Consider the following 23,108-nt stretch of genomic DNA (forward strand, 5'->3'; position numbering starts at 1 on the left):
TCCTTCAATCCTTCTCATTGCGCCCTATAAGAGGTTGATTCAAAGAGACTCAGACTTGCACGTTCAGGCTGTCATCCAATGTCTCTTCTTCGTCTTCAAGTTCTTTGATGACAATTTCAGAGTGATCGGCATCGAGAACCTTAACATCCATACCAAGGCTTTGAAGTTCCTTAATCAGTACCTTGAACGATTCAGGTACACCTGGTTCAGGTACGTTTTCGCCTTTAACAATAGATTCATAAGTCTTCACACGACCGACAACATCATCGGATTTAACAGTCAGGATTTCTTGAAGCGTGTGCGCTGCACCGTAGGCTTCAAGCGCCCAAACTTCCATTTCACCAAAACGCTGACCACCGAACTGTGCTTTACCACCAAGTGGTTGTTGAGTAACCAATGAGTATGGGCCTGTTGATCGTGCATGCAACTTGTCGTCAACCATGTGTGCCAGTTTGATCATATACATGACACCGACGGATACACGGTTATCAAACGCTTCACCAGTACGTCCATCGTAAAGCACGGTCTTGCCGTCTCGTGACAATCCGGCTTCTTCAAGTGTGCTCCAGACATCTTCTTCTCGCGCACCGTCAAATACCGGTGTTGCAATATGAATACCCATTTCACGAGCAGCCATACCAAGGTGAAGTTCTAGAACCTGACCAATGTTCATACGTGAAGGCACCCCAAGTGGGTTAAGCATGATATCCAGTGGACGTCCACTTGGCAAGAATGGCATATCTTCTTCAGGAAGGATCTTGGAAATGACACCTTTATTTCCGTGGCGTCCGGCCATTTTATCTCCTTCATGAATCTTACGTTTCTGAACAATATACACGCGGACGAGTTCATTGACACCTGGTGGCAATTCATCGCCGGCCTCGCGTGTGAATATCTTAACATCATGAACAATACCGCCACCACCATGTGGCACCTTCAGCGAGGTATCACGCACTTCGCGCGCCTTTTCGCCGAATATCGCATGGAGCAAACGTTCTTCTGCAGTGAGCTCCGTTACACCCTTAGGTGTTACCTTACCAACGAGGATATCACCGTCGCGCACTTCAGCACCGACGCGAATAATACCACGATCATCCAAATTCTTCAGCGCATCTTCGCCGACATTCGGAATGTCACGCGTAATATCTTCCGGTCCGAGTTTTGTATCGCGGGCATCAGATTCATATTCTTCAATATGAATAGAAGTATATACGTCATCTTTTACAAGTCTTTCGTTCATGATCACGGCATCTTCATAGTTATATCCGTTCCAAGTCATGAATCCAACTAGAACGTTGCGTCCTAATGCGAGTTCACCTTGATCCATCGAAGGACCATCTGCGATAATTTCACCTTTATCAACGATCATGCCTTTTGCAACAATCGGTTTTTGATTGTAGCACATGCCTTGGTTTGAACGTTCAAACTTCGAGAGCTTATAAGAAATAAGATCGCCTTCGGTTTCACGTCCATCAATCGTTTCTAATGTGCGGATTCTAATTTGCCGTGCAGATACGTAGTCAACGCGTCCACGGAACTTCGAACGAATAGCAGCACCAGAGTCACGAGCAGATACATATTCCATACCTGTTCCAACAAGCGGTGCTTCCGGACGTAGGAGCGGAACAGCCTGACGCTGCATGTTTGCACCCATCAACGCACGGTTGGAGTCGTCATTTGCCAAAAATGGAATACAAGCAGAAGCGACAGAAACAACTTGCTTAGGCGACACATCCATATAGTCAACGCGGTCTTTATGAACAACTAAGTTCTCACTACGGAAACGTGCAAGGATGTGATCATCCAAGAATTCACCGTCATCACTAAGTTCCGCGTTTGCCTGAGCAACAACGTAGTTATCTTCTTCATCAGCTGTCAGGTAATCGATATGTTCAGTTACCTTGCCCGTATCCGGATCAACACGACGATAAGGTGTTTCAATAAAGCCGTATTTATTCACACGTGCATAACTCGACAGTGAGTTGATCAAGCCGATGTTCGGACCTTCTGGCGTTTCAATTGGGCACATACGTCCATAGTGCGAGTAGTGAACGTCACGCACTTCCATACCGGCACGTTCCCTTGTCAAACCACCAGGTCCAAGGGCAGACAGTCTTCTCTTATGCGTCAATTCGGCCAGAGGGTTCGTCTGATCCATGAACTGTGAAAGCTGTGAACTACCAAAGAATTCTTTAATCGATGCAATGACCGGACGAATGTTGATCAATGCCTGTGGTGTAATGCTGTTCGTATCCTGAATAGACATACGTTCGCGAATCACACGTTCCATTCGGGACAAACCAATGCGGAATTGATTTTGAAGCAATTCACCAACGGAACGCAGACGACGGTTACCCAAATGATCGATGTCATCTGTGTCGCCGATTCCATGAAGCAGATCAAAGAAATAGTTAATTGAAGCCAAAATGTCAGCAGGCGTAATATGTTTGATTGATCGGTCAATCACACAGTTGCCCATGACGCTAACAACTTTCCCCTTATCTTCATCAAGAGGTGAGTAGACATCAATTTTCTGAACTTTAATCGTTTGACCAGCAATAACACCATCGGCAGGTGTATAGTCAACAAATCCTAATTTTTTCTCGATCGTTGGCAATAGGCGATCAAGTGTCCGACGGTCGAGCAATGTGCCTTCGTCAGCAATAATTTCTCCCGTTTCCGGATCAATGAGTTTTTGTGCAAGTCTTTGATTAAACAGTCTGTTTTTAATATGAAGCTTTTTATTCATTTTATAGCGACCGACGTTTGCCAGATCATAACGTTTCGGATCGAAGAAACGTGCTTCAAGCAAACTCTTCGCATTTTCAACGGTCGGCGGTTCACCCGGACGCAGACGTTCGTAAATTTCCACGAGTGCTTTGTCCGTGCTATCGGTGTTATCTTTCTCCAAAGTGTTTCTTAGATACTCATCGTCACCGAGCAGATCAATAATCTCCTGATCCGTGCTGAATCCAAGAGAACGCAAAAGAACCGTTACGGGTACTTTCCTTGTACGGTCAATTCTCACATAGACGACATCTTTTGCATCCGTCTCATATTCAAGCCATGCACCACGGTTAGGAATAACCGTCGCACCAAAACCTTTTTTTCCATTCTTATCGACTTTATCGTTAAAGTAGACACTCGGAGAGCGTACGAGCTGAGATACAATGACACGTTCTGCACCATTGATGATGAACGTTCCGGCCTCTGTCATCAGAGGGAAATCGCCCATAAAGACTTCCTGCTCTTTCACTTCACCAGTCTCTTTATTGATTAGCCGAACTTTAACGCGGAGCGGTGCAGCGTAGGTCACGTCACGCGATTTCGATTCGTCAACTGAATACTTTGGTTCTCCCAAACTATAGTCAACAAATTCCAAAATAAGATTTCCCGTAAAATCTTCCACCGGAGAAATATCCTGAAACATTTCTCGGATTCCTTCGTCAAGGAACCACTGATAGGAGGCGGTCTGAATTTCAATAAGATTAGGGAGTTCCAGCACTTCTTTAATCCGAGCGTAGCTCCTGCGTTGGCGGTGGCGTCCGTATTGTACGAGTTGACCTGTCAACTATTTCACCCCTCAAATCAAGCATATTGAAAAAATCGGCAAACCAAACATCTGAGCTTACCGCAGTCCAAAAATTATTTGATTAGTTTTCCCAAAATTAGGGATCCCTATACCTACAAATAGACCAATGTTAGCATTAAGACATAATATCATAGACAATATTCATTGTCAATCTTTTCTTGCACAAAAAATAAAATATCCTTTTTTCTTTGCAGCGATATCCACGTGGCCATATAATGTCTGCAACATTTTCAGAGCTGAAGGTGCGCCTTGTTTCTTTTGAATGACTACCCAAAGTTCCCCTTGTGCTTTCAAAAAGCGATATGCATCCGTAAAAATTTGATGAACGACGTGTTTCCCTGCACGAATTGGCGGATTCGTGATTATGGCAGCGTAATCACCAGACACTTGATCAAACAAAGAACTCTGCAGCACAGTCGGCTTCACTTGATTTTCAACGGCGTTCTTCTTTGCCAAAGCTACCGCACGTTCGTTGATATCAACCATTGTGACCTTTCGCTCCGGAAAAGCTTTCGCCAGTGTAATTCCGATCGGTCCATAGCCGCAACCCATATCCAGCAAGTCGCCTGATATTGACGGTTCACGAACTGTTTCAATAAGTAATTTGGATCCAAAGTCAATGGCACGTTTTGAAAAAACACCCGCATCTGTTGTAAATGTCAAATCAAAGTTACGCAATGTCGCTTTCAAAAGTTGAGGATCACTCTCAACATGGGGGTGTTCTGAATAATAATGCTCATTCATGGCTTTCACTCCCTCTGAAATTCTATTTTCTTACATGTTTCATGGCAGCCTAGAACACGTTAAGAAAAAGAAAAGGCCCGCGCAAGCGCGGGCCTTTTCAAGAACTTATTTCAGTTCTATTTTTGCGCCAACTTCTTCAAGTTTGCCTTTAATTTCTTCGGCTTCTTCTTTAGCAGCGCCTTCTTTTACAGGGCTTGGAGCTCCGTCAACTAATGCCTTTGCATCTTTCAGGCCAAGACCTGTGATTTCACGGACAACTTTGATAACCTTGATCTTTTGAGCACCTGCATCGGCAAGGATAACATCAAATTCGGATTGTTCTTCAGCTGCAGCGGCACCTGCACCTGCTTGAACAGCAACCTGAGCTGCTGCCGTTACACCAAATTCATCTTCGATTGCTTTAACGAGATCGTTCAATTCAAGAACGGACATTTCTTTAATAGCGCCAATGATTTCTTCTTTAGTCATTGTCAATAATCCTCCTCAGTATTCATTTAGTTTTTAACAAACCTTTTTAAATGATTTGCTTAAAATTATGCTTCTTGTTCTTTCTTTTCGGCAACGGCTTTGACACCCAAAGCGAAGTTGCGGATTGGTGCCTGCAGAACATTGGCCAGCATCGAAAGAAGTCCTTCTCTGGATGGCAGTTCGGCAAGAGCCTTAATTTCGTCAACGGAAGTCAACTTACCTTCGATGACACCGGCTTTAATTTCAAGAGCTTCATGTTCCTTAGCAAAGTTATACAGTACTTTTGCCGGTGCAATGACGTCGTCATTACTGAAGGAAACGGCTGTCGGTCCCTTCAGAGCATCATCAAGTTCAGAAAGTCCAGCAATTGCTGTCGCGCGGCGGGCAAAGGTGTTCTTATATACCTTATAGTCCACGTTTGCTTCTCTCAATTGTTTGCGGAGTTCTGTGACTTCTGCAACGGAAAGACCACGATAGTTAACAACGATTGTTGCCACACTATCCTTTAGTTTTCCGGCAATTTCATCAACAATTTTCTTTTTTTCTTCGAGAACTTTTTCATTACTCATGGTTCTTCGCACCTCCTCATACAAAATTAATCCGTATCAGTATTGCCCCCACTTTTCGGTCCATCAAAAAAGCCCTCTGTCCGGAAGACACGAGGGCGCTATCTATCAAACAAAAAAGTTATCAAGAACTTGCTAAACCTCGGCTGGGATGAATTAAGCATGTACCATGCCCCTGCTGTCTACGGCTAATCATTTAATTCACAACATAAAACATTATATTGAGTTTGCTGTAGTCTGTCAACCCAGCAACTCGAATTGTTTTATTTTACGGAAGCAGTTGAGATCTTCACGCCAGGGCCCATCGTTGAAGAAATGGCAATATTCTTCATGTACGTACCCTTAGCAGCTGCCGGCTTAACTTTCACAAGTGTTTCAATTAACACTTTGAAGTTTTCAACCAGTTTTTCATCTTCAAAAGAAACCTTACCGATCGGCACATGAACATTGCCGTCTTTTTGAGCACGGTATTCAACTTTACCAGCTTTGATTTCTTTAACTGCTTTTTCAACGTCAAAGGTTACCGTACCTGTTTTTGGGTTTGGCATTAAGCCTTTTGGTCCGAGTACACGGCCAAGACGACCAACCTGTGCCATCATATCCGGTGTTGCGACAACGACGTCAAAGTCAAACCAACCGCCGTTAATTTTTTCTACAAGTTCAGCTTCGCCAACGTAATCTGCTCCAGCAGCTTCCGCTTCCTTCGCTTTTTCACCTTTGGCGAATACAAGAACACGTTGCGTTTTACCTGTACCGTTTGGCAGTACAACAGCACCGCGGACCTGTTGATCGTTTTTACGTGTATCCACGCCTAAACGAACAGCAACATCGACGGATTCATCGAAACCAGCAGAAGCGATTTTCTTCACTAAGCTAACAGCTTCTTCAATGCCGTATGCTTTTGAACGGTCAACCACTTTCGCTTGTTCTTGATACTTTTTACCTCTTTTAGCCATTTGAAATCCTCCTTCGTGGTATTAACGGTTTGTATATGACCTCCCACCAACCATAAACAAAAGGCACGAATAAGTCTCACCCTATTCGCACTGTACCCGATCAGTCTTCGACAACGATACCCATGCTGCGCGCAGTTCCTTCAACCATGCGCATTGCGGATTCAACGTTTGCCGCATTAAGATCTGGCATTTTCAGTTCAGCAATCGCACGTACTTTGTCACGTTTGATTGTCGCTACTTTCTTTGTGTTCGGCGTACCTGAACCGGATTGGATTCCGGCTTCTTTCTTAAGCAGAACAGCAGCCGGTGGTGTCTTAGTGATGAACGTAAACGAACGGTCTTCATAAACAGTAATAACAACCGGAATGATCAGACCTGCCTGGTCGGATGTCCGAGCGTTGAATTCTTTACAAAAGCCCATAATGTTAACGCCCGCCTGGCCCAATGCCGGACCAACTGGCGGAGCCGGATTTGCTTTCCCTGCTGGAATCTGCAGCTTAACTAGCTTGATTACTTTCTTTGCCATGAGAGCACCTCCCTACAACAATTTGTGGTACGGGTCTTCCCCTCCCACTCCTACATTACCTCTATGGCTTGTTTCCTTCTTGTGTCTTGCGATGGTGAGATCAGAATAAAATCATACAAACATCAAGATTATACAATCGGCAGACACAAATTGCAAGGTTTAGTCAAGCAACTTTCTTGACCTATTTGCTAATGTTCACTCAATCTAACTTTTTGACTTGATTAAAATCAAGTTCAATCGGCGTTTCACGGCCAAACATATTGACATGAACCTTCAACTTACTTTTTTCTTCGTCAATACTTTCCACACTTCCGATGAAGTCAGCAAATGGTCCTTCATTCACTTTAACTTGTTCCTTTAATTCAAAGTTAAGATCGCTGATTCGGTCTTTCAAGCCCATTTGTTTCAAAATGGCATCAACTTCTTCAGGAAGAAGTGGTGTTGGTTTTGATCCCGCACCTGTAGAACCAACAAACCCGGTTACACCCGGGGTATTGCGTACCACATACCAAGAATCATCAGTCATAATCATTTCAGTGAGTACATAGCCTGGGAAAACCTTACGCATTGCCGTTTTCTTCTGACCGTTCTTAATTTCAGTTTCTTCTTCCATAGGCACCAAAATGCGGAAAATTTTATCCGCCATACCCATCGATTCAACTCTTTTTTCTAGGTTCGTCTTTACTTTGTTTTCATAACCCGAGTATGTGTGAACAACATACCAGTTCTTTTCCATATCTTTCTTCCTCCAAATGATTGATTCGCGCGTTCACGAGAAGTTCAATCATTGATTTGTGATCACGTGCAGAAGCTGAGAGATTCCCAGATCAATAACAACAAAAAAGAGCGCCAGGAATACAACCGTAACAATGACCGTAACGGTATACTTCAACAATTCCTTGCGTGTCGGCCATGTGATTTTTTTTGATTCAGTAACAATGTCTTGGAAAAATTTTCCGGTCCCTTTGATTAGGCCAGCCATAGGTATTCCCTCCGCTAGTGAGTTTATTTCGGTTTCTATTGCGTCGTATATGCCTTGCCATTTATAAAAATAGGCCTGGCATGACTCGTCCTAATTCTTACTCTCGGATGCCCACTTGCATTTTCTGTCGCCCAGGAGAAACAATCACGCCAGTTCATCTCTGCCTATAACAAATGCATGCTGAAACTGCTCTCATTTTTTGCAAGTAAAGAAAAGAAAGGCGAAAATACGCCTCTCTTATTGTTCGTCATATACTGCTTACACTCTAACACAAGCCGAATATCGTGTCAATAACAGGCCTAGTGACAGGGGGTCCGCAGATTATATACTAAATTCTCTTAGATGCATGCAATGTTCAAGCTTTCTTTTCACACGCTGAAGCGCATTATCAATTGATTTTACATGACGTTTCAAATCAACAGAAATTTCCTGATACGTCCGTCCATCAAGGTATTGCCTCAGTACTTTACGTTCTAAATCACTAAGCACACGGGAAAGCTTTTCCTCAATATCGTCGTACTCTTCTCGATTAATTAGCATCTGTTCTGGGTCTGTTGACTGTGTTTCACAAACAACGTCCATCAATGTACGTTCGGATTCTTCGTCATAAATCGGTTTATCTAGAGATACATAGGAATTTAACGGAATATGCTTCTGTCGGGTTGCAGTCTTAACGGCAGTAATCATTTGTCGTGTGATGCACAATTCTGCGAACGCTTTAAACGAGGCAAGCTTGTCCCCTCTATAATCGCGAATCGCTTTAAAAAGTCCGATCATGCCTTCCTGGATAATATCTTCCCGATCCGCCCCAACCAAAAAATACGCTTTGGCTTTGGCACGAACAAAGTTCTTGTATTTAAAAATGAGAAACTCTAAGGCTTGGTTATCCCCTTCATGAACCGCTTTCAATATTTCTGCGTCATCTAATGCAACAAATGCTACATTTGCCTTAACTGGATCATCACTCATCTTTAATCCCCCCGAGAACAATGATGCTTTTTGTTAACACATTATACATTACCGTTTTTTAAATCGTCAAGAAAATTCAAAATCCTCTTCTCATTTGTTCCAATTTCTTGCGCGTCGCTTCGTCGAGTTCGATTTTTACTTTTTGAGTCATTTGACCGTTTGTTGTACTTTTCTTTATTTCTCGCTCAATTTCGCCAATTTCCTCTATGAGTTCTCGAGATGGTTTTCGTAACGCTCCTTGGGAAAAAACGGCCCATTGTTCCGCCATGTCAGAGGTTGCAACATGAATACGTGTCTTCACATTCTGCAACTTTCTAATTAATCCTTCGATTTTCTGATCTGCTTTCTCACTCTTTTTCGTGTAAATGACTTCAATCTTTGATTTTTTGGTTTTCGTTTCCTTTCCAGGAATCAAATAAGCATCAAAGATCAGAATGACCTGCCAGCCGGTCACCGCTTGATACTCTGAGAGTTTATCAACCAGCAAATCGCGTGCACGTTCAAAATCACTATTCTGGAGTGCTTTTAGTTCTGTCCAAGCACCAATCACGTTGTAGCCATCAACAATCAGAATATCGTTCATGAGGCGTCACCCTTGCTTTTCTCGGTGCCTGAGTACCTCGTACATCAGTAGGCTCGCAGCCACCGATGCATTCAGTGATGTTACTTTCCCGCGCATGGGTAGACTGATGAGAAAATCACATTTTTTTCTGACCAATTGCGACATGCCTGCACCTTCATTCCCGATGACAAGACAAAGCGGCATCGAATAATCAGCCACACGATAATCTTCACTTCCATCTGCTGCGGTTCCCGCAAACCAGATTCCTTGTTTTTTAAGACTGTCCATGGTACTCGCCAAATTAGATACACGGGCAACCGGGACGTACTCGATGGCTCCGGTTGACGCCTTTGCGACAACAGATGTTAAGCCAACAGAACGTCTCTTTGGAATGATGACACCGTGACAGCCAGACGCATCGGCTGTTCTTAAAATAGACCCCAAATTATGAGGATCTTCGACATTATCCAGCATCATAAAAAAAGGTGTTTCGCCCCGCTGTTTGGCGAGCGCAAAAAGGTCATCCAGTTCTGCATAACGGTAAGCTGCAATAGAGGCAACCACTCCCTGATGCTGTGCAGATTTGGACAATTGATCCAGCTTTTGTTTTGGCACAAATTGAACGGCAATCCCGTTGGATTTAATCAGATCCAGTAAATCACCTAATCCGCGCCCTTCTTTATTCAGCCATACCTTATTGATCTCTCTGCCCGAGCGAATGGCTTCTGCAACGGGATGTCTTCCAACGATCCATTCATCACTCATTAACGTCCACTCCTTTCGATCGGATGATTGAGAAACATTTTCTCCATAATCTCATCAATCCTCTGCTGTTTTCCCATTAAAAATAAGGTGCCAATCAAAGCTTCAAAACCAGTACTAAAATTATAGGTCTGCACGTCGGTGTTTCGTGGAACGGAATGTGATTTTGCATTGCGTCCTCTTCGAACAACACTAAGTTCCTCTTCAGTTAGGAAATCTTCATCCATAAGCTCATGCAAGAACCGGGACTGTGCTTTTGCAGATACATAGTCTACAGCTTGGACATGCAGTGCATGAGGCTTTGTGATCCCTGAAGAAGAGACAATCGCTTGGCGAACATACACTTCAATCACCGCATCACCCATATAAGCGAGTGCAAGGCTATTGAGTAGATTCGGGTCTGTATCTATTCCGTTCATTTTCATTCCTGCCCTCTTTTCCAGCGAACACCCTGAGCGGTATCCTCAAGGATAATTCCCGCCGCTTTTAATTGATCGCGAATGCTGTCTGCAACAGCAAAATCTCTGCTTTTCCGAGCCTTTTCACGCTTCTGAATCAACGCCTCTACTTCATTATCTAATATACTTTCTGAATCATCTTCAAGTTTCAAGCCAAGTACATCAGCAAGCTCCGTCAAGATATGCAAATAAGCAGCGAGGTCAGCTTCTGAAGTTTGTTCCTCCTGGAGTGCAATGTTCGCATCCCGAGCACTATCAAACAGAACGGCGATCGCATTTGCGGTGTTAAAGTCATCATCCATAGCTTCAATAAATGATTTTCGATAATTTTCGACACGTTGCGCATTGATTGTTAACGATTGATCTGCGTCCTTCAAGCGGTGACTAAGATTATAATGCGTTGTCTTTAAACGTCCGAATGCCTGCACCGCATCATTAAGCAGCTCATCGCTAAAATTAATCGGATGACGATACTGAACAGATAAGATAAAAAAGCGAACCACTTGAGGATCAAACTTTTTAACGAGGTCATGAACCAGAATGACATTGCCAATTGATTTCGACATTTTTTCATGATTGATCTGGATATGACCATTATGCAGCCAATAATGTGCCATCGTCTGGTGATGCAAAGCTTCAGACTGCGCGATTTCGTTTTCATGGTGTGGAAATGTTAAATCGGTGCCACCCGCATGAATATCGATCGTATCACCTAAATATTTCTCAACCATTGCCGAGCATTCAATGTGCCAACCAGGTCTACCCTCACCCCATGGGCTTTCCCATTTAATCTCGCCTGGTTTTGCGGCTTTCCACAAAGCAAAGTCGAGAGGATCTTCCTTACTCTCTCCAATTTCAATTCGAGCCCCGGCTTTCAGATCATCAATAGACTGATGAGACAATTTCCCATAGTCCTTAAATTTACGGGTTCTGAAATAGACATCACCATCTGATTCGTAAGCAAAGCCGGCGTCAACGAGTTTGCGGATAAATGTAATAATCTCAGGCATGGTTTCCGTTGCTCTCGGATGCACCGTGGCTGTTTTCACATTAAGCGCACTTGTATCTTCCTGATAGGCTTTAATAAATTGATCGGCAATTTCCGGCACCGAAAGATGACGTTCTTTTGACGCATTAATGAGTCGATCATCAACATCTGTAAAATTAGACACATAGTTCACCGTGTACCCACGATACTCAAAGTATCTGCGAACCGTGTCGAATACGACAGCCGGACGTGCGTTTCCAATATGGATATAGTTATAGACGGTTGGCCCGCACACGTACATCCGTACTTTTCCGTCTTCAATTGGTGTAAAAGGTTCTTTTTTCCGTGTTAGGGTGTTATACACCTTTAATCCCATCATGTTCACTCCTTATCTTTTATCGTATTTTTCAATTCCTGAATTTCTGATTGTAACGTCTTGATTTGCCGCGTTAATTCATTCATTTTTTCTGCAACTGGATCCGGTAGATCCGCATGATTCAAGTCATGATGATGCACTTTAATACCATTTTGGCGAACGACGCGTCCGGGAATACCGACTACTGTCGAGTCGGAAGGGACATCATGAAGGACAACGGAGCCGGCACCAATCTTAGAATGATCACCAATCATAATCGATCCCAGTACTTTTGCACCGGCGGATATTAACACATCATTTCCTACTGTGGGATGCCGTTTTCCCTTCTCTTTACCGGTACCGCCAAGTGTTACACCCTGAAACAAAGTCACATCATCACCAATTTCACAAGTTTCCCCAATCACGATGCCCATCCCATGATCCATAAAAAAGCGTCTGCCAATCTGGGCACCCGGATGAATTTCGATGCCTGTAAAATGGCGTGAAAGCTGTGACAAACAGCGGGCAAGGAAATATCTTTTTCTCTCCCATAGCCAATGGGCAAGTCGATGCGACCAAATGGCGTGCAGACCTGAGTAAGTCATAATGACTTCCCACTTACTTCTTGCCGCAGGGTCTTGATCAAACACATTATTTAGATCTTCTGCGATAATGCTTGGCACAGAAGTTGGCCTCCTTCTTTCATCATGCCGCCTTGACTTTCCCATTTCTGCGGCATCATTCACCTAATTTCTTATATTAAAAAGACGTCTTTATGTCGTCAGACACAAAGACGCCTCATCGACGCGGTTCCACTTTGCTTGAGAAAAATCTCCACTCATTGCCGATAACGGTGGCTACCGTTTTCGCCTACTGGTCTTCGTTCAGCGATAAACTCAGAGGGGCAATTCAGCCATTCAATTTCCCAGGTGGCTCTCAACCAAACGACCACCCTCTCTGTCTGAGAAACACGAACGCCTACTTCAACCTCTTCATCGTTTTCCATTACACATTATGCTCAGCTACTTAAAGAGCTACTACATAACGGTCATTCAGCTCCAAGAAATCAAACTGTTGGCTGTGTGGACAGATAGTGATCAAGTCTTTTCAGTACCAGATCTCTGCCGAGCAGTTCCAAAGCTTCCGGAAGTTCAGGTCCATGCTGCGATCCTGTAGCAATGACACGAATCGGCATGTACAACTTCCATCCGCGTTGTTTCGTTTCTTTCTGAGTTACCTTTATTTTAGGTGCAATGGCTTCGGCTGTCCACTCAGGCAAACTTTTCAGTTCACGATCGAACACAGCAAGTACATCATGTACGCCTTCACCATCAAGAATTTTTTGTTCGTCTGTCGTTAATTCTTTCTTCTCAATGTCCTTATTAAAGAACATGTCGCATAAATTGACAATATCCGCACCAAAATGCAATTGCTCTTGATACAGAAGGACAACTCGAGTCGCCCAGTCGCGTTCCTTATCGGTCATTTCGGCCGGAATGAGTCCAGCATCAATCATATAAGGCAAGGTCAGTTCGGCATAGTCTTCTTTAGACAGCTTCTTGATATACTGGCCATTCATCCATTCCAGCTTGGATTTATCGAACATCGCCGGAGATTTGCTTAATCGATTTGCATCGAAAAGTTTGATGAATTCATCACGCGAAAAGATCTCTTCCTCACCTTTTGGTGACCAACCAAGCAATGTAATAAAGTTAAAAAGCGCTTCAGGCAGAAAGCCCATGTTCTTGTATTGTTCAATAAACTGAACAATGCTGTTGTCGCGTTTACTTAACTTTTTATGTTGTTCATTGACAATCAGTGTCATATGACCGAATACAGGAGGCTCCCAGCCGAAAGCACGGAATAATAAAATTTGTTTCGGAGTATTTGAAATATGCTCCTCACCGCGAAGAACATGGGTCATTTTCATCAGATGGTCGTCGACAACAACCGCAAAATTGTAGGTCGGCACACCATTCTGCTTGACGATCACAAAATCACTGACGTCGTTCGAGTCAAAGGCTACATGGCCTTTAACAATATCGTCAAATTCAATTTTCTGATCGCCAGGAATACGAAAACGTATCGTTGGCTTTCTTCCTTCAGCTTCGAACTGTGCTTTTTGTTCGTTCGTCAGGTGCCGGCATTTACCTGAATAGCCAGGTGTTTGGCCATTTGCCATCTGTTCTTCACGTTCTGCCTTAAGTTCTTCCGGAGTGCAGTAGCACTTATAAGCAAGCCCTTTGTCCAGCAATTCTTGCCAATATTTTTTGTAAATGTCCAGACGCTCCATCTGGCGATATGGGCCATATTCGCCGCCAACATCCACACTTTCATCCCATTCAAGCCCAAGCCATTTTAGAAATTTCAGCTGGCTTTCTTCGCCGCCTTCGACATTACGTTTCTGGTCGGTATCCTCAATACGAATAATAAACTTGCCGCCTGCATGACGAGCAAATAAATAATTAAAGATTGCAGTACGCGCATTCCCGATGTGCAGAAAACCTGTTGGACTCGGCGCATAACGTACCCTGACTTCTTCTGTCAACGCATTCACCACTTTCTGTTATTCCTTCTTATTTTAGCACGTTCTTCATAAAGGATGTTCAACAAAATACGGGAAAAGCAATGAGAAATTGTCCGATTTTAACGAAACATGGCCTTTTCTACATATTAGAGCGTCCGCAAAGAATGTCACCGTTCGTACGCAACACCAAATCCACCATGTTCGAAAGTGTACTCGTTCAAAACTCAACCTTCTTCTACTTTTTCCAACAAACAGATCGCTTCTGCAGCAACACCTTCTCCTCGGCCTGTAAAGCCCAGTTTTTCAGTGGTTGTTGCTTTTACGTTCACCTGTCCTGTGTCAATTTGCAGAATAGCGGCAATGGTTTGACACATATCCGAAATATAAGGTGCAAGTTTTGGTTTCTGTGCAATCACTACACTGTCAACATTACTGATTTCGTATCCTTTAGATCGGACAATGGCCACAACTTCTTCAAGAAGTTTCTTAGAATCTGCATCTTTATAAGTCTGGTCCGTATCCGGAAAGTGCTTTCCGATATCTCCTTCAGCCACAGCACCTAATAATGCATCACTAATCGCATGAAGCAGTACATCCGCATCGGAGTGGCCAACCAAACCCAGATCATAAGGAATGGTGACGCCGCCAATAATTAATTTACGATTCTCCGCGAATTGATGCACATCAAAACCATGACCTATTCTCATCAATTTATTCCTCCTCTCTCTCCAAAAATATTTGCGCAATGACTAAATCCTCAGGGGTTGTCAACTTGATGTTGCGGTAGCTTCCTTCAACAATTTTCACCGGTACCCCCATCTGTTCGACCAGTGACGCATCGTCAGTGCCCACGAAATGCGTTTCGACACTTTCTTGATGTGCGCGGCGGATCACCGACAATCGAAAAGCCTGTGGGGTTTGTGCAGCCCACAAGCTTTTTCGCTCTAATGTTCGTTTAACTGAAAAATGAGTGGCTTCTTTAATGGTGTCTTTGACAGGAACGGCTAGGAGCGCTGCCCCATACTCTGCTGCAGCCTCTGCTACTCGCGTAATACCTTGACGAGTAACAAAGGGACGCGCACCGTCGTGGATCAGAACAGTACTCTTTTGATCTGTTTCAATAGCCGCAAGTCCGTACCGAACGCTCTCCTGACGTTCTTTTCCACCTTCAACGAATTTCCGCACTTTTTTCAGATGGTAACCTTCAATCAAGTTAAGGAACTGCTCCCGCTCATCTTTACGAATAACAAGAACAATGCCGGTGCAAGACGGGTCTGTTTCAAAAACTCTTAACGTATGAATAATAACCGGATCGCCCGCTAAATCCAGCAATACTTTATTTCCTCCGGTGCCCATCCGCCGTCCTTGACCCGCGGCGAGGACGACCACTTGATAGTCCATCTTAATATGGCCTCCGAACTCAAAGGCGGTATGTTTCTAACATTACAGCGCCTTCTCAAGCAATTTAGGCTTGGCAAAAATCATTCGGCCCGCAGATGTCTGCAAAACACTGGTAATGATCACATCAATCGTTTTGCCTATATACCTATGTCCTTCTTCTACCACAATCATTGTCCCATCGTCAAGATACCCGACCCCTTGATTTTGTTCTTTTCCATCTTTAATCACTTGAACACGCAGTTCTTCACCTGGAAGAACAACTGGTTTCACTGCATTTGCGAGATCATTAATATTCAGGACCGGAACCTTCTGAAATTCACACACTTTGTTTAAATTAAAATCATTGGTGACGACAATACCACCAATTTCTTTGGCGAGTCGCACGAGTTTGCTGTCCACCTCAGTGATATCATCATAGTCACCTTCATAAAGATCAACATGGATCGAGTGGTCCTTCTGAATTTTATTTAAGATGTCCAAACCTCGTCGTCCACGGTTTCTCTTCAATACATCTGAAGAATCGGCAATGTGCTGCAGCTCTTCAAGGACAAAGTGCGGAATGACCATAGTGCCTTCAAGAAATTTTGTTTGACAAATATCCGCAATCCGGCCATCAATAATCACACTCGTATCAAAGATCTTATATGGAATATAGTCGCCCACTTGAGCGATCTCAGGTCGTAAATCCTTTTTTCGCTCTCTCGATCTTGACGGTAGACGAAACAGACCGATCAGTTCATCTCGCTTTTTAAAACCAACTTGGAAAAAGAAATAGCCTAAGAAGATGTAAATAAAAATCGGTAGTACTGTGCTTATTCCAGCTATAGGCAGGCTCGCAAGCGGAATCTGGATTAGGAACGAGACTAGTAAGCCAAAGACTAATCCTATCGAACCGAACACGACATCTGTAATCGGTGCCTTTATTATTTTGTCTTCAAAAGTTTTGATTACATTTACTAATGAGTCCACAAACCAAAAAGATAAAAATGCCATGATGACCGCACCAACCACCATGCCGACAAACGGAGAATCGATCCAATCCGGAATTCCACTTCCTAGATTTAAAAGCAAAATTATTTTTGGTATATAGACAAAACCTAGCGTACCGCCAATTATTATGAAGAATAGCTGGAGAACTCGTTTTATCATTTCCAATCACCTCCTCAAAACATTATAGACAAAATGACAAAATCAAAACTTATTTTCTGCCATTATGTTCCTTTTTTCATAATTTTTACTCAATCTCGTCTTTTTTTCACCTGATTTACAAATCGGAAGGGTAGAATTCAGGTTTGGGCACTTCTTCTTTTTCAGCGCCAAGAGCAAGCTGTATCGCCTGCGCTAATGATTCAATCCCAATTAATGCAACACCTTCTGGTGGTGTCCATCCACCTAAGTTCTTTTCGGGTACAAAAATCCGTGTAAAACCAAGTTTGTAGGCTTCATTCACGCGCTGTTCGATTCGAGAAACCCTTCGTACCTCTCCAGTCAAGCCAATTTCACCAATAAACACATCTGTAATTCTTGTCGGGCGATTATTAAAACTCGAGGCAATACTGATCGCACTCGCTAAGTCAACAGCCGGTTCATCCAATTTCACTCCTCCAGCAACATTTACGTATGCATCCTGGTTTTGGAGTAATAGGCCTACCCGTTTTTCTAACACTGCCATAAGAAGAGACACTCGATGGTTATCTAAGCCAGCTGCCATACGGCGGGGATTTCCGAAACTTGTCGGCGTCACTAGTGCCTGAACTTCAACCAAGAGGGGTCTTGTGCCCTCAATAGAGGCTGCAATTGCAGAACCGGCTGCCCCTTTTGCTCTTTCTTGGAGGAAGATTTCCGATGGATTGGCTACCTCCGAGAGCCCTTCCTCCTTCATTTCAAACACACCCATTTCATTCGTAGAACCAAAGCGGTTTTTAACCGCCCTAAGGATACGAAAAGTATGATGGCGCTCGCCTTCAAAATATAATACAGTATCAACCATATGCTCAAGCGTTCTTGGACCAGCAAGAGCACCATTTTTGGTTACATGCCCTACGATAAAAATTGCGATCCCTTGTTGCTTGGCGAGCCGCAATAGAGATGCCGTACATTCTTTAACTTGAGAAATGCTTCCGGGTGCAGAGGAGAGATCTGAATTGTAGATGGTCTGAATCGAATCGATAATCATGATTTCGGGGTTCACATCTTCTATATGGCTTTCGATCTGTCGAATATCCGTTTCTGCCAGTACATACAGTGCATCGGAAGAGACTCCTAGCCGCGTTGCTCTCATCTTTGTTTGGCGTACAGACTCTTCGCCTGAGATATATAGCACTCTATGCCCGCCTCGAGCAAGCTGATCAGAGGTTTGAAGCAGCAATGTCGATTTTCCAATCCCTGGGTCACCGCCTACAAGTGTCAAGGAGGCAGGTACAACACCTCCACCAAGAACTCGGTTCAGTTCCGCCATCTCTGTCTTTATTCTTGGCTCTTCCTCAATTAAAACTTCTGAGAGACGGGACGGCTTACTTACTGGTGCAGCACTTAATCCCGACGATGGCACCGGCGGGCGAATGGTTTCTTCTACTAATGTGTTCCAATTCTGACAGCCGGGACAACGTCCCATCCATTTTGGGCTTTCATAGCCACATTCCTGACATACAAATACAGTCTTTTTTTTTGCCATCTGATCACCGACCCATTACCTTTTCTTTGGTAAATATGCAAGTAAATAAGCAAAGAAGCCAAGGCTTAAGAAAACTTTGGCTTCTAAACAGTCATTCAAATCCGGAAACTGTTCACGAATTATGGCTTTGCAACTGCCTCTTCCGTCTGCTGATTGACTGTGTATTCTCCATTACTGTAGTCGATCACAACATTCGTACCCTTTTTAATATTGCCTTTTAACAGTTCTTCCGACAATTTGTCTTCAACACGACGTTGTAATGCACGGCGGAGCGGTCTCGCTCCGTACTCAGGATCATAACCTTCTTCAACGATTTGCAATTTCGCCGCATCGGTCAATTCGATAACGATCCCCTGATTTGACAAACGATTTTTAAGTTGATCAGCAAGTAAGGAAACAATCTCTTTCAACTGTTCTTTTTTCAATTCGTGGAAGACGATGATTTCATCAATTCGGTTCAGAAATTCAGGACGGAACGCGCGTTTTAATTCACCCATCACCTTTTCCTTCATTTCCTTGTACTCATGACCTTCTTCTCCAACAGAAAAACCGACGTACTTATTCTTTTTGAGCTGACTGGCACCAACATTGGAAGTCATAATAATTGCGGTGTTACGGAAATCTACTGTTCTTCCTTTCGAGTCCGTCAATCGGCCATCATCAAGGACTTGAAGCAGAATGTTAAATACATCCGGATGTGCTTTTTCAATTTCATCAAACAGAATCACCGAATAGGGTTTCTGCCGTACTTTTTCCGTCAGCTGTCCGCCTTCTTCATGACCAACATATCCAGGAGGTGAGCCAACCAATCGTGATGTCGTATGTTTCTCCATGTACTCCGACATGTCGATACGGATAATCGCTTCTTCGTCACCAAATAAGGTTTCTGCAACTGCTCTTGCAAGTTCTGTTTTACCAACTCCCGTCGGTCCAAGAAAAATAAAGGACCCAATCGGACGTTTCGGATCTTTCAAACCAGCGCGAGCTCTGCGAATAGCATGTGAAATCGCATCAATGGCTTCGTTCTGGCCGACAACGCGTTCATGAAGAACATTTTCCATGTTCAGCAGCCGTTCACTTTCTTTTTGTTCAAGCTTTACAACTGGTACTCCGGTCCAGTTTGCAACAACGAGCGCGACATCATCAGGCAATACTTGCGTGTTTTCCTTGCCTTGCTTTTCTTTCCATTCTTTCTTGCAAACATCAACTTGTTCTTTTAGCTTCTGTTCATGATCACGGAGTGAAGCCGCTTTTTCGAATTCTTGGCTTTGAACAGCTGCATCCTTCTCCTTCTTTACCGTTTCCAATCTCTGTTCTAGTTCTTTCAGATTTGGCGGAGCGGTATACGAACGCAGGCGTACTTTAGACGCTGCTTCGTCGATCAAATCAATCGCTTTATCTGGAAGAAAGCGATCTGAAATATAACGATCAGACAGTCTTACTGCCTCTTCAATCGCTTCATCTGTAATTTTTACGCGGTGATGCGCCTCATAGCGATCACGCAAACCCTTCAGGATCTGCACGGATTGTTCTTTCGTCGGCTCTTTCACCTTAATTGGCTGAAAACGTCTTTCTAGCGCAGCATCCTTCTCAATGTACTTTCGGTATTCATCAAGAGTGGTTGCACCAATGCATTGAAGCTCACCACGGGACAGGGAAGGCTTTAGGATATTCGATGCATCAATTGCGCCTTCAGCGCCACCTGCTCCAATTAAAGTGTGCAATTCATCAATGAATAAGATGACATTGCCTGCCTGGCGTATTTCATCCATCACTTTCTTCAGACGATCTTCAAATTCACCACGATATTTCGTACCGGCTACCACAGTACCCATATCTAGGGTCATGACCCGCTTGTCTCGAAGAATTTCCGGAACCTCGTTATTAACAATTTCTTGTGCTAATCCCTCAGCTACTGCTGTCTTACCAACACCAGGCTCACCGATCAGAACCGGATTATTCTTTGTTCTCCGGCTAAGCACTTCGATCACTCGCTCTATTTCTTTGCTTCGTCCGATTACCGGATCAAGCGCACCTTCGCTTGCCATAGCCGTAAGATCTCTTGCAAGACTATCCAGTGTTGGTGTACTTGCATGAGAGGTACTTCTTCCTTGAGTATTGCTTGAAGTCGCTTCATGGCTACCTAATAGTTGCAATACTTGCTGGCGTGCTTTATTAAGACTGACTCCTAAATTGTTTAACACACGGGCAGCTACACCTTCACCTTCACGGATCAAGCCCAGCAAAATATGTTCTGTCCCTACGTATGAGTGACCAATTTTTCTTGCTTCGTCCATTGAAAGCTCGATGACCCGTTTGGCGCGTGGTGTATAATGCGGCGTTTGCACTTCTTCACTACCGCGACCAATTAACGCCTCAACTTCCTTCTGAATTTTTTCAGGATCCAGATTTAAAGCGAGCAACGCCTTCGCAGCGATACCATCGCCTTCACGTACGAGGCCGAGCAGAATATGTTCTGTTCCAATATTGTTATGCCCGAGACGCATTGCTTCTTCTTGAGATAGCGCGAGCACTTTTTGAGCACGTTCTGTAAATCGTCCAAACATCATAATGGTGGCCTCCTTTAGTTGCTGTCTCTGTTCACTGGCCTTCGTCAATCTATACTTCTTCAAAAAAACCTTTACCTGTAAACTATTCAGTGCATGGTTTCTTTGATCTTTCTTAATTCATGCGCGTAATGCCTAAACCCGTGCTTCTGTCATCAAAAAATCACTGACCGATATACATATTATTCGGCAAAAGGTTGTTCAAATCCTCTTTCTCCATCGAGTAATCTCTGGTTGGAGAATTCTCAAACAGTTTACCTTCAATGCATTGCCAACTTAATGGGATATCTTATTATAGCCAATCAAGTCTGCATTTACCAAGAGGAAGCCTCTGCAGATGTGCACCCACAAGTGAAAGTTCATCGGTTATCTGCTATAGGTAAGTGATTTGAGCATTGTCTTCAAAATATTCGCACGCATTTCATCCCTTAGTGGGCTATCCACATTAAGAATAGGATGATCAATTGCGCTAATCATCAAACGTGCTTCTCGTTCACTGATGACTTCTTCCTCTAGTAAATGCACAATAATTGATTGTGCCATGTTCTCGGTAACTTTGTACCCAATCAGCCCAATCATCTCATCAATAAGATCGGCATCGGTCACCGGACGAACCTTAATTACTTGAATGTAGCCACCGCCGCCGCGTTTACTTTCAACAACATAGCCACGTTCAATTGAAAATCGTGTCTTTAGCACATAATTGATCTGCGATGGAACACACTGAAATTTTTCAGCCAATTCGCTTCTCTTTAATTTGATGATATCGCTCGAGTCCAGAATTTCTTTTATATATTTTTCAATAATATCGGATATATTCCTCATCGGGGCACCCTCTCCCTGACTTTGACTAACTTTGACTATAGAATTATTATGAACGATTTTGTTTAAATAATCAACCTAGCTTTCAATTTCCCTCTCTCAAAGCTACTTCGAACACCATAGATTACAACATCAAAAGTGCTTCGATTGCGTGCTTGCCGTAGGCACACTGAGAATCTCCTCGAACAACCAATATCCGCAAATCTCGCCAGGACGCCATCAACAAGAGCAATCTCGCAAGCATCGACTATTGCTGCATTTTACATAAAAAACTTTATACTTCTTTTTCTTTTCAAAAAAAAGCGGTACTTTTGATTGTTAATCAAAAGTACCGCTCTTACAGCCAGTCCCACCGGCTAATTCTGAAAATAGTGATTAAGTGGAGCCTAGGGGGATCGAACCCCTGACCTCCTGCGTGCAAAGCAGGCGCTCTCCCAGCTGAGCTAAGGCCCCATTTAAATGCGTACCGCGATTGATACAATCGCCGTCGGACGTTAAATTGAAACGCATAAACCGTCCGTTCTTTCATAACAATCGGGAAGACAGGATTTGAACCTGCGACCCCCACGTCCCGAACGTGGTGCTCTACCAAGCTGAGCCACTTCCCGATAATGGTGCGCCCTAGAGAAGTCGAATCCCCAACCTTCTGATCCGTAGTCAGACGCTCTATCCAATTGAGCTAAGGGCGCAAAAAATATAAAATGGTGCCGAGAGCCGGACTTGAACCGGCACGGTAGTCACCTACCGCAGGATTTTAAGTCCTGTGCGTCTGCCAATTTCGCCATCCCGGCATATAAATTTGGAGCGGAAGACGGGATTCAAACCCGCGACCCCCACCATGGCAAGGTGATGTTCTATCACTGAACTACTTCCGCATATTAATAAACAAATGGTGAGCCACGAAGGATTTGAACCTTCGACCCTCTGATTAAAAGTCAGATGCTCTACCCCTGAGCTAGTGGCTCACAGTGAAGAAGTGCCGGTCAGAGGACTTGAACCCCCAACCTACTGATTACGATTCAGTTGCTCTACCAATTGAGCTAGACCGGCATAAAAATGGAGGATATAGGGCTCGAACCTATGACCCTCTGCTTGTAAGGCAGACGCTCTCCCAGCTGAGCTAATCCTCCATAAGGCCTGGCAGTGACCTACTCTCACAGGGGGACAGCCCCCAATTACCATCGGCACA

General features: G+C 43.8%; 21 protein-coding genes, 8 tRNA genes and 2 other annotated features. All 29 genes read right to left on the reverse strand.

All coding sequences use genetic code 11. The features are described from left to right. Positions 1 to 49: 49 nt before the first annotated feature. The 29 genes from rpoB to NIE32_RS12060 all read right to left on the reverse strand — a co-directional run bounded on the left by rpoB (position 50) and on the right by NIE32_RS12060 (position 23,049). Positions 50 to 3,571, reverse strand: coding sequence for a DNA-directed RNA polymerase subunit beta (gene rpoB / locus NIE32_RS11920; RefSeq protein ID WP_253077120.1), 3,522 nt, complete (start codon positions 3,569 to 3,571; stop codon positions 50 to 52). 168 nt (positions 3,572 to 3,739) lie between these two features. Beyond that, positions 3,740 to 4,336, reverse strand: coding sequence for a class I SAM-dependent methyltransferase (locus NIE32_RS11925; RefSeq protein WP_253077121.1), 597 nt, complete (start codon positions 4,334 to 4,336; stop codon positions 3,740 to 3,742). A gap of 105 nt (positions 4,337 to 4,441) precedes the next feature. Further along, positions 4,442 to 4,804, reverse strand: coding sequence for a 50S ribosomal protein L7/L12 (gene rplL / locus NIE32_RS11930; RefSeq protein WP_253077122.1), 363 nt, complete (start codon positions 4,802 to 4,804; stop codon positions 4,442 to 4,444). 65 nt (positions 4,805 to 4,869) lie between these two features. Beyond that, positions 4,870 to 5,373: a 50S ribosomal protein L10 gene (rplJ, locus tag NIE32_RS11935; RefSeq protein ID WP_253077123.1), complete on the reverse strand. Its 504-nt coding sequence runs from the start codon at positions 5,371 to 5,373 to the stop codon at positions 4,870 to 4,872. 56 nt (positions 5,374 to 5,429) lie between these two features. Continuing rightward, positions 5,430 to 5,576: a sequence feature (ribosomal protein L10 leader region), on the reverse strand. Positions 5,577 to 5,633: 57 nt separating this feature from the next. Next, complete coding sequence (gene rplA, locus NIE32_RS11940; protein ID WP_253077124.1) at positions 5,634 to 6,326, reverse strand: 50S ribosomal protein L1; 693 nt, start codon at positions 6,324 to 6,326, stop codon at positions 5,634 to 5,636. Positions 6,327 to 6,426: 100 nt separating this feature from the next. After that, positions 6,427 to 6,852: a 50S ribosomal protein L11 gene (gene rplK, locus NIE32_RS11945; protein ID WP_253077125.1), complete on the reverse strand. Its 426-nt coding sequence runs from the start codon at positions 6,850 to 6,852 to the stop codon at positions 6,427 to 6,429. Positions 6,853 to 7,051: 199 nt separating this feature from the next. Continuing rightward, the gene (gene nusG / locus NIE32_RS11950) at positions 7,052 to 7,588 is read right to left on the reverse strand and encodes a transcription termination/antitermination protein NusG (protein ID WP_253077126.1); all 537 of its coding nucleotides are present in this window, start codon (positions 7,586 to 7,588) and stop codon (positions 7,052 to 7,054) included. A 48-nt stretch (positions 7,589 to 7,636) separates the two neighbouring features. Continuing rightward, positions 7,637 to 7,822: a preprotein translocase subunit SecE gene (gene secE / locus NIE32_RS11955; RefSeq protein ID WP_381452739.1), complete on the reverse strand. Its 186-nt coding sequence runs from the start codon at positions 7,820 to 7,822 to the stop codon at positions 7,637 to 7,639. 333 nt (positions 7,823 to 8,155) lie between these two features. Further along, positions 8,156 to 8,803, reverse strand: coding sequence for an RNA polymerase sporulation sigma factor SigH (sigH, locus tag NIE32_RS11960; protein WP_253077128.1), 648 nt, complete (start codon positions 8,801 to 8,803; stop codon positions 8,156 to 8,158). A 76-nt stretch (positions 8,804 to 8,879) separates the two neighbouring features. Beyond that, positions 8,880 to 9,386 carry an NYN domain-containing protein gene (locus NIE32_RS11965; RefSeq protein WP_253077129.1) on the reverse strand — a complete coding sequence of 169 codons (507 nt, stop codon included), beginning with the start codon at positions 9,384 to 9,386 and terminating at the stop codon, positions 8,880 to 8,882. A gap of 6 nt (positions 9,387 to 9,392) precedes the next feature. Further along, a complete protein-coding gene (gene rlmB / locus NIE32_RS11970; protein ID WP_253077130.1) occupies positions 9,393 to 10,130 on the reverse strand; it encodes a 23S rRNA (guanosine(2251)-2'-O)-methyltransferase RlmB in 738 nt (245 codons plus the stop codon). Continuing rightward, positions 10,130 to 10,552, reverse strand: a complete 423-nt coding sequence (locus tag NIE32_RS11975; RefSeq protein WP_253077131.1) for a Mini-ribonuclease 3 — start codon at positions 10,550 to 10,552, stop codon at positions 10,130 to 10,132. The genes rlmB and NIE32_RS11975 overlap by 1 nt, the downstream gene beginning before the upstream one ends. Then, positions 10,549 to 11,952, reverse strand: coding sequence for a cysteine--tRNA ligase (gene cysS / locus NIE32_RS11980; protein WP_253077132.1), 1,404 nt, complete (start codon positions 11,950 to 11,952; stop codon positions 10,549 to 10,551). The genes NIE32_RS11975 and cysS overlap by 4 nt, the downstream gene beginning before the upstream one ends. Positions 11,953 to 11,954: 2 nt before the next feature. After that, positions 11,955 to 12,602, reverse strand: coding sequence for a serine O-acetyltransferase (gene cysE, locus NIE32_RS11985; RefSeq protein WP_435594236.1), 648 nt, complete (start codon positions 12,600 to 12,602; stop codon positions 11,955 to 11,957). Between the two features lie 112 nt (positions 12,603 to 12,714). Next, positions 12,715 to 12,933, reverse strand: a binding site (T-box leader). Between the two features lie 61 nt (positions 12,934 to 12,994). Continuing rightward, on the reverse strand, positions 12,995 to 14,476 hold the full coding sequence (gltX, locus tag NIE32_RS11990) for a glutamate--tRNA ligase (protein ID WP_253077144.1): 1,482 nt from the start codon (positions 14,474 to 14,476) through the stop codon (positions 12,995 to 12,997). Between the two features lie 203 nt (positions 14,477 to 14,679). Next, positions 14,680 to 15,162, reverse strand: a complete 483-nt coding sequence (ispF, locus tag NIE32_RS11995; protein WP_290443608.1) for a 2-C-methyl-D-erythritol 2,4-cyclodiphosphate synthase — start codon at positions 15,160 to 15,162, stop codon at positions 14,680 to 14,682. Positions 15,163 to 15,166: 4 nt separating this feature from the next. Further along, positions 15,167 to 15,856 (reverse strand): 2-C-methyl-D-erythritol 4-phosphate cytidylyltransferase, encoded by a 690-nt coding sequence (gene ispD / locus NIE32_RS12000; protein ID WP_253077135.1) that lies wholly within the window; start codon positions 15,854 to 15,856, stop codon positions 15,167 to 15,169. A gap of 42 nt (positions 15,857 to 15,898) precedes the next feature. Next, positions 15,899 to 17,005, reverse strand: coding sequence for a PIN/TRAM domain-containing protein (locus tag NIE32_RS12005; protein WP_253077136.1), 1,107 nt, complete (start codon positions 17,003 to 17,005; stop codon positions 15,899 to 15,901). Between the two features lie 115 nt (positions 17,006 to 17,120). After that, entirely contained in the window at positions 17,121 to 18,530 is a 1,410-nt protein-coding gene (gene radA, locus NIE32_RS12010) for a DNA repair protein RadA (protein ID WP_253077137.1), read from the reverse strand. 119 nt (positions 18,531 to 18,649) lie between these two features. After that, complete coding sequence (clpC, locus tag NIE32_RS12015) at positions 18,650 to 21,100, reverse strand: ATP-dependent protease ATP-binding subunit ClpC (RefSeq protein WP_253077138.1); 2,451 nt, start codon at positions 21,098 to 21,100, stop codon at positions 18,650 to 18,652. Between the two features lie 363 nt (positions 21,101 to 21,463). Beyond that, complete coding sequence (locus NIE32_RS12020) at positions 21,464 to 21,922, reverse strand: CtsR family transcriptional regulator (protein ID WP_253077139.1); 459 nt, start codon at positions 21,920 to 21,922, stop codon at positions 21,464 to 21,466. A 377-nt stretch (positions 21,923 to 22,299) separates the two neighbouring features. Next, positions 22,300 to 22,372: transfer RNA gene (locus NIE32_RS12025), tRNA-Ala, on the reverse strand. 81 nt (positions 22,373 to 22,453) lie between these two features. Further along, positions 22,454 to 22,527 (reverse strand) — tRNA-Pro (locus NIE32_RS12030). A 4-nt stretch (positions 22,528 to 22,531) separates the two neighbouring features. Then, a tRNA-Arg gene (locus NIE32_RS12035) sits at positions 22,532 to 22,608 on the reverse strand. Positions 22,609 to 22,621: 13 nt separating this feature from the next. Then, positions 22,622 to 22,710 (reverse strand) — tRNA-Leu (locus NIE32_RS12040). Between the two features lie 9 nt (positions 22,711 to 22,719). After that, a tRNA-Gly gene (locus NIE32_RS12045) sits at positions 22,720 to 22,794 on the reverse strand. Positions 22,795 to 22,809: 15 nt separating this feature from the next. Beyond that, a tRNA-Lys gene (locus tag NIE32_RS12050) sits at positions 22,810 to 22,884 on the reverse strand. A 12-nt stretch (positions 22,885 to 22,896) separates the two neighbouring features. Next, positions 22,897 to 22,969, reverse strand: a tRNA-Thr gene (locus NIE32_RS12055). 7 nt (positions 22,970 to 22,976) lie between these two features. After that, positions 22,977 to 23,049: transfer RNA gene (locus NIE32_RS12060), tRNA-Val, on the reverse strand. Positions 23,050 to 23,108 lie beyond the last annotated feature (59 nt).

This window comes from Sporolactobacillus kofuensis, from assembly GCF_024125425.1.
Taxonomy (GTDB): Bacteria; Bacillota; Bacilli; order Bacillales; family Sporolactobacillaceae; genus Sporolactobacillus; species Sporolactobacillus kofuensis.